Raw genomic sequence first — 7,550 nt, 5'->3', positions numbered from 1 at the left:
TCTCATTACTGCACTGCCGTCTACCTTTTAATCGATACTGATAAGAGAGAAATTAATTATATCAATGCAGGCCATCCATCCGTTCTTTTACAGGAAATAAACGGAAAACAATATGAGTTGCGTTCTAATCGGCCACCACTCGGGATGTTTGAAGATATACTTTTTAAAACAAATACCGTTACATACAATAAGGAAAGTATGCTGTGCCTTTATACAGATGGAGTTGAAGAACCTATAGGTTCAGACCGTTTATGCTCATTGTTAAAGACCTATTCCACTGCCCCTTTATCCACAATTAAGGAGGAAGTTATACAAACGCTTAGATATGAAGAGGACACTCTCCAACGTAAAGATGACCAATGTCTTATTTTAGTTAAACTAAAATAAAACATCGGGGTTGTGCTATCTGCTACATAACTAATCCAAGTTACTGTACAATTTCTTGGGAGTTCGTATAATGGAAACTATGTTCGAAACGCTTATATTTAGGGATTAACTTTAGACACTCAGCCATAATGGTTGAGTGTTTTTTTCATCTTTATATTTCAGCGCAATTCCACTAATATATATCACGCATGTCCAAATAAAAAAGGCAGCCACTGGGCCTGCCTCTGTTGAACAACTTATATCCAGTCATTCATTTAGTGATTAATGAAAACGGCGCTTGTTTTTTTTGCATTTGCACTTACATTTACAACGCTTTCCAGGAAACCATACTGTACTTGGGTCATTGTTCTCAAAACATTTTTCTTCATAACAACAGTTTATCTCCATCCTAACACCCTCCTTACTATTGTATATGCATGGACTGATGGAAGGTGTGGACAAGTTGCTAAAAGTTTAGACTGAATGCAAATCAATTCATCATGATTCTGGACAATTTCCAATGTATGTGGAAGCAAACTGAAACCTCCCCCAGTTTTATCGACAGGAATAAACGATCTTCGCATATTATTTTCGTTCAAACATATATGATTTCTCAACGATTAAACCATAATATAGTTATGGAAACAACTACTTGTCATTATTTTAATAAGAGTTAATCGAAAAAACTTCAATATCAAGTATTTAACGAAGCATGCGGAAAATGATGACACGAACCGAGCTATTTTATCCCACTTCTTAGGATGCGGCATCCGTTGAATGTGCTATCCACCTTTAACTACTAGACTTGGTTTACGAAGAAAAACAAAAGACTAGGAGAGGTGACGGTTTAGTTCACGGAGTTTAGCAATCTGGCGAAAGTTATTGACAATGATTATCATTCCTATTAATATGTTGATGTAGTCATTGAAAATGAATATCATTATTAATTAGACATTTTTTGGTATATTTTTAACCTACACTATATCAGTAAGGAGAAAATCAAAATGAAAAAGCTATTCATACCCTTCCTGCTCTTGTTCGTGCTTATCCTTAGTGCCTGTGGGAACAACGAGAAAGCGAACGAAAATAATGATTCCAAGACAAAATCAGAAACAATTACATATCAATCAGAAACTGGCCCTGTTGAGATTCCTAAAAACCCAAAAAGAATAATTGCTCTCTCCAATGGACCTAATGTATTGGCTTTGGAAGGTAATATTGTTGGAATAGATCAATGGACTAATATGAATCCCCTTTTTAAAGATAGACTTAAGGGCGTGGAAGTCGTTTCAGAAGATGACCTGGAGAAAATCATTGAACTGGAACCAGACCTAATCATAGCCGGATCCGAGATGAAAAATATCGGAAAGCTTAATGAAATTGCTCCGACTGTTGTATTCACTTGGGGAAAATTAGATTATTTATCACAGCAAATAGAAATCGGAAAACTTTTAAACAAAGAAAAGGAAGCAAAAGAATGGGTTAAAGATTTCGAAACGCGTGCAGAAACAGCAGGAAAAGCCATACGTGCAAAAATTGGTAAAGATGCAACCGTTTCTGTCATTGAAAATGATGCTAAAGAGTTTTATGTATTTGGAAATAATTATGCACGCGGAACAGAAATATTGTATCAAGCAATGAACTTGAAAATGCCTGAAAAAGTAAAAGAAAAGGCACTTAAATCCGGCATTTATGTCCTCTCATCTGAAGTGCTTCCTGAGTATACTGGAGATTATATTATCTTTAGTAAAAACCCTGATGTAGTTAATTCATTTGTGGAGACCGAAACATGGAAAAATATTCCTGCAGTTAAGAACGATCGTATATTTGAAATAAATAGTAAAGCATCCACTTACAGTGATCCAATCACTCTAGAGCATCTTCTGGAATTTTTCGAAAAATCATTTCTTAACAAATAGTATGCAAAGAAGGAATTCTTTAAATGAGAATTCCTTCTTTAAATGTTTTATACTTGAATATCTTCCCAGAAAAACAAACAGCACCTGATGCCTTTTAGGCAACAGATGCTGTTTAACTAGCTATATAAATTAATTCATTACTCACCCTGGTTATATAACTCCATGATGACATAATCTTCGTGAGTTATGAATTCAAATTAGAGCATATCTTTAAATCTAAACAATTTAAAGATTAATTTTTTTTATCTCCTCAAACCACTCATCAGCAAAATCATCTGCCGTTTTTATATCATCATTTGTATGTACTAAATCATACTTGTATTCAGCTTGAAGACTGCCACTCTTAGCATCATATATTAATTTCAACTCCGTTGGCATGTCTCTTTCGTATTCTTTGCATAATTCTTCAATTTTTTCGGCATCATCATTGATAATATTTAATACCATAAACTGTCGTTCTGTAGATATATCATATCTTTCGTCCCCATTTTCCAATGCATCGTTCACCTTATGACATTCTACATACTTATTGTTAATTAAATAAAAGAAACTGCTCGATATCATATCTTCTTCACATGAAACATAAACATATACTTTATCGGCTCTATCTTCCACATATTCCATACAAATGGATATCATATCAGCTTGCAATTCACTAAATCTATCTTCAAATTGTTTCATACTATATTGCACTCCTTTTATAAATTTTTAAATTTTGCACTGCCCGGCTTACCATCAATAGTGTAATTAACTATAAATTTGTCTGGGCGCATATCATTCCCAGAGTAATTTATAGCAACATCAACTGTTACCTTTTTTGGTGGTGTTTCTTTTAGAGCTGCAGCTCATTTATCTTCGACTTTCTTATATTTCTTCAAATTAACATCAGATAATTGCGATACCAAATTGTCAATTTTAGGTGATCCTCCAAACCTATCACCTGCCAAATGCCCTGCATGGTCTTGACCTTTTACTTTACCTGGTGTATTTTTGCTGTGTGACAATCTGTCTTTTCTTTCTGTTAATTGTAAATTCTCTGTTTCAAATTTTGTAATCCTACCTACATTATCTGTTTCATATAAGTAATCATACTCTCCAGTTTTATATCTAATATCAGGATTATAGTTCTGTAGACAGAAAGCTAAGCTTCTTTTTTCTATTGGAAGTTTAATAAGGTTCCGGAGTTCAAGCTAACATTATTAAAATTGAGCTAATAGGTGAAATAAATGTTCCAAGACGATTTTATTAAAAAACCTTGAATGGTTTTAGCCATTCAAGGTTTTTTAATATTTATTTTTCTTTCACAAATGCTATTCTGCTGAGGAATTATAATCTACCTCTGCATTTCTTAGTCCCTCTATTACTTTATTTATTCGTTTCGATAAGTCTTGTATCTCTTCTAATGTTAAGTCAGCTTCTGCTTCTTGTGGGTTAAACATGCTTAACCTCTTTGTTATACCTTCAATGCGCCCAACAAAAACTTTTTCATGGCCAATTGCAATTTCTCCAATAGCTGTATCAACAATAACATCTTCTATCTTGCCTAATCTATCAAATTCATCAGCTAGTTTTGCTATAGCATACCTATATCCCCTATCTTCATCTAACAACTCTTCATATGTCTCCTGAATTGCATCAAATAATTCATTATACTCCCAGTCTTTCACTAGTTTTCCCCTCCAAAAAAAATTAAGTTTAAGGAATAATTCTATTACCATCGTTGTGTATGACTTCTAATTCAATATTTTTATATTTAGCAGCAAACTCTGCTATGACTTTACTGCAACTGTCGCAAGTATCCAATTCTGTAAATAACTTAATTTTCCCTGTAGCTTGTGTATTCTCTCCAAGCCTAGAAGCAATGTCATTTAGTATTTTATACTCCGTATCTGTATTCCTTAAGTAACTCTCTCCCTCTTTACCAACTGCTTCCGTAGCTTTAAACATTGGATTTTCAGGTTGTAAAGAAATATCAGGCACCTTATCCTCAAGACTTCCTTTGAGTTCATTTATGCTACTTTGAGCATAAAATTCAGATTTACTTATCCCACTGACATCCACTTCTGCAACAGCAAAATTACCAGATTTCTTATACCTACTTGTTAAATTCCCTCTTAGCTCTTTCACTTTATCAATTATATGTGTTTCTGCTACTGAATCTATTTGTCTAGTTGGATACACTTTACCCGCACCCTTAGGAACACTATCCCCTGAAACACCCTCTACTTTGCTATCTTTCACCGTGAATTTCTGATAGGCTTCCTTAATTGTCTGCTTTTCAATCATAACATGGGGAAGGCTTGGTCCTCCTGTGAGTGAAACTTGTTCCACACTTATTCGTTTAGGTATTTCTTTTTTACCTAGTTCGTCACCTATATTTTTTAACGTGGTTTTTCCTGATCTCGCGATGTCTGTTATTGTAGTCTGAACCTTCTGAACCTGCTTTTGCGCAAATTCCTTGCTGTAAGGGACGAACTTTGTACCACTTGATACTTTTTTCTATGCCACCTTGCCTTAAAGTAAATCTATATGATTTTAAGTCCTCACGGCCTATTATCTGAGAAGCGATAGATGATACATATTCTATTTCAACAATGAAAAGACCTTAACTTTTGCGTTAAGGTCATAAAAAGAACAAGCTTTACTTATCCTCCATTATTCTTTCTTGAGGTATTCTTCTAAAATCCTCTTATCATATTCAGATTCGGGTAAAAGGCCTAAACGAGTATATTCCCAAATAACCCTTCTTTCGAGATCATCTGCATTGGATAAATCCTCATAATCATAGTCAACCTTAAATTTACCGGTACTTTCTAAAGTAAAAGTTAAATTGGTCCATTGTTCTTGATTATTATTTTTAAATTCATCTGATAATAATTTTAATTCATCTAATAATTGATACCATAATTTATCATATTCTTCTTCGTTTAAACTATATATTTCAGGTATATCATGACTATAAATAGGCAATTCACTATTAGAATTATAATAAAAAAAGAAAGCCGTACCGGTACCGTCAGCAATTTCACCGTACATTAATACCTTTGACCATTCCTCTGGTATAGTTTCATTAATAGTTTGGGCTATTTTTTGATAAATACTATTAAGTTTAATATCATTCATACTTACCCACCTCCTGCTCAATTTTCAAATGTCCATATCTCCAATATTCCTAACTGGTAGGGGAGGATTTTAGTTTCTTTGTTACTATGTCTGTCTTATCCTTGGAGTGTTACTTGGGGATTTAATATTTCTTTTCTACTTTCTCATATAACCAGTTTCTAGTATTTAGGATTCTTTTTTCACCAAATTAAAAGAGCTTATCGAAAAAAACGATAAGCCCCTGAGTTTTATGCTTTTTGACTTAACCCCAAAAAAGACCCTGGATTCATTTACTTTTGATAGTCACTTGTAATCATCAACCATCTTTTCAACTTCATTGACTCTTATTCGATTGGTCCCATGAATTGAGTAATTAGATAAATATGCTCAATAAGTTTCACCTTTTTCAAGTTTTCCACATTCTCAGTTCCACCTAATCCAAGGAGAGGGGTATAACCAAAGCATTCATCAAAATCTGGTTCTCCATATTTATCAACTGCTTCAGGATAAGGATTCCAATCTAAAATTTCTTCGTAAAATGATTCATCTTCTAAATCAGGAAAGAAATATTTGAAACCGGACGATATCCCTTTAATTTCACCCTTTCTAAAATTAAGTAAAATTAAATATTTATTATCTTCCCAAACAACAAGATCCCCCATTGATGTAGTAAACAATACTAGAGCATCCTCGTTTCTTACATATACATCCTTTAATAGTTCCTTATATTTTTCTGGGTTAACAATATTTAAATACCCGTTTAAAATACTACCAAAACCATATTTATTCCACACTTCTAATACTTGTTCAGGTATGTAACCATTGAAATTATTAATAGTTTCTGCTTGTGCTTTTTCAAATAATTTAAAGTTATCAAAAATGTTAGTTGACATTTTTATAATCACCTCTATTTCATTGTATTAATTTCACATTTAAGTATATTGATTTTTTATCCACTTCCGTCATACTAGCTGCAATAGTTTTTATTTGTTCATCTATAACATCAATTCTATATCTCCATTGCGAACCAAGGGATGAATTAACCCTTTTATCTCCCATTCCACCAATATCAAGTGGATTGCCACCCGCAATTTGATCTGGATTATGTAAAGCAGCCTGTTCATTTATCCATACTGTAGCCTGCTTTTCTGATTCTTTTCTAGATAAGCCTGTCTCCCTTAACTCATCAACTTTATCTAAATAAGCTTTTACTCTTGCAGCCTTTTGAGCTGCATTCCCTTCTAAAGCTCTTCCTTCTTCTATATATCTTTCTCTATTCTTTAAATACTCATCAATAGTTAAACCATTCAACCCTTTTTCTTGGTCTTTTAACTGTCTTGTGAATTCTTCTGCATTGTGTTTAGGATTTTGCTTGAACTTGACTTCTATTTCTGAGATTCTTTGGACATGGTACAAAACACCCATACCCTTTCCACCATCACTCTTCGCCGCAAACTTCTGCACGATATCCTTAATCGTCGTTTTATCAAATGTGACATGTTTATAGTTGTTTCCATACGCCGTCGCTAATTCTTCGACCCTAATCCGGAGAGGTACTTCCACCTTGCCGATTTCCCTGCCGAAGGCTTGAACCTTCTGAACCTGCTTTTGCGCAAATTCCTTGCTGTAAGGGATGAACTTTGTACCGCTTGCTACTTTATCGGCGACTTTGGCCGCACCTGCCACACCGCCGATGCCTAGTGCCGTCAACAGCCCGTTCTGGCGCTGTTCCTCGGTTAGCTGGTTGCCGAACATGTCTTTGCCGGTGGCTGCTTCACCGAGGCCGTTGGCTGCGAGGAGCCCGTATATCCCGTATTCGGTTTTCTGAAGGAGGCTAAAGCCTTTTGTCGTTTTATAGGCATCGAGCGCATGGTCCGCTGCGTTGAGCCCTTTGGCCGTTTTGTATAGGGCGCTGCCGCCTTTGATGGCCCGGCCGGCCCAGCCGACGACGGGGATGAATCCAGCGGCGGCCATGGCGCCTGCGGCGATTCGTTCGGCATCGGACAGCTTGCGGCCCGTTACTGGATCGACTCCGGTTGAGGCCCTGATAGAATCATAATATCCCGTGAATTCCCCTGTAAAGGTTTTTGTCGTATCCCAGGCCTTTTCGTACCATGGACGATTTTCGAGTTCTTCCATTTCCTGTTCGATTTTCCGGGCTTC

Annotated in this window: 8 protein-coding genes and 1 pseudogene; 2 read left to right on the top strand and 7 right to left on the bottom strand. The window is 35.4% G+C overall.

Going from position 1 to position 7,550, the window contains the following annotated elements:
* Positions 1 to 387: PP2C family protein-serine/threonine phosphatase (locus tag AC1DVB_RS23980; protein WP_477591286.1), on the top strand; the 387-nt coding region annotated here is incomplete at its 5' end.
* Between the two features lie 983 nt (positions 388 to 1,370).
* Entirely contained in the window at positions 1,371 to 2,285 is a 915-nt protein-coding gene (locus AC1DVB_RS23975) for an iron-hydroxamate ABC transporter substrate-binding protein (protein WP_477591284.1), read from the top strand.
* A gap of 225 nt (positions 2,286 to 2,510) precedes the next feature.
* Here the strand turns inward: AC1DVB_RS23975 and AC1DVB_RS23970 are convergent, their stop codons facing one another.
* The 7 genes and pseudogenes from AC1DVB_RS23970 to AC1DVB_RS23940 form a co-directional block, all read right to left on the bottom strand.
* Positions 2,511 to 2,966, bottom strand: coding sequence for a DUF600 domain-containing protein (locus AC1DVB_RS23970; RefSeq protein WP_477591282.1), 456 nt, complete (start codon positions 2,964 to 2,966; stop codon positions 2,511 to 2,513).
* Between the two features lie 17 nt (positions 2,967 to 2,983).
* Positions 2,984 to 3,397: pseudogene (locus AC1DVB_RS23965) on the bottom strand (DNA/RNA non-specific endonuclease).
* Between the two features lie 198 nt (positions 3,398 to 3,595).
* Entirely contained in the window at positions 3,596 to 3,952 is a 357-nt protein-coding gene (locus AC1DVB_RS23960; protein WP_137024583.1) for an Imm3 family immunity protein, read from the bottom strand.
* Positions 3,953 to 3,980: 28 nt separating this feature from the next.
* Positions 3,981 to 4,616 (bottom strand): deaminase domain-containing protein, encoded by a 636-nt coding sequence (locus AC1DVB_RS23955; RefSeq protein ID WP_477591280.1) that lies wholly within the window; start codon positions 4,614 to 4,616, stop codon positions 3,981 to 3,983.
* A 324-nt stretch (positions 4,617 to 4,940) separates the two neighbouring features.
* Positions 4,941 to 5,408 carry an antitoxin YezG family protein gene (locus tag AC1DVB_RS23950; protein WP_239861191.1) on the bottom strand — a complete coding sequence of 156 codons (468 nt, stop codon included), beginning with the start codon at positions 5,406 to 5,408 and terminating at the stop codon, positions 4,941 to 4,943.
* 323 nt (positions 5,409 to 5,731) lie between these two features.
* The gene (locus tag AC1DVB_RS23945; protein ID WP_328118388.1) at positions 5,732 to 6,280 is read right to left on the bottom strand and encodes a T6SS immunity protein Tdi1 domain-containing protein; all 549 of its coding nucleotides are present in this window, start codon (positions 6,278 to 6,280) and stop codon (positions 5,732 to 5,734) included.
* A gap of 19 nt (positions 6,281 to 6,299) precedes the next feature.
* Positions 6,300 to 7,550: polymorphic toxin type 15 domain-containing protein (locus AC1DVB_RS23940; protein WP_477591277.1), on the bottom strand; the 1,251-nt coding region annotated here is incomplete at its 5' end.

Source organism: Peribacillus sp. P4_D6, assembly GCF_056401795.1.
Note: the sequence above shows the minus strand (reverse complement) of the source record. Positions and strands in the feature narration are given on the sequence as shown.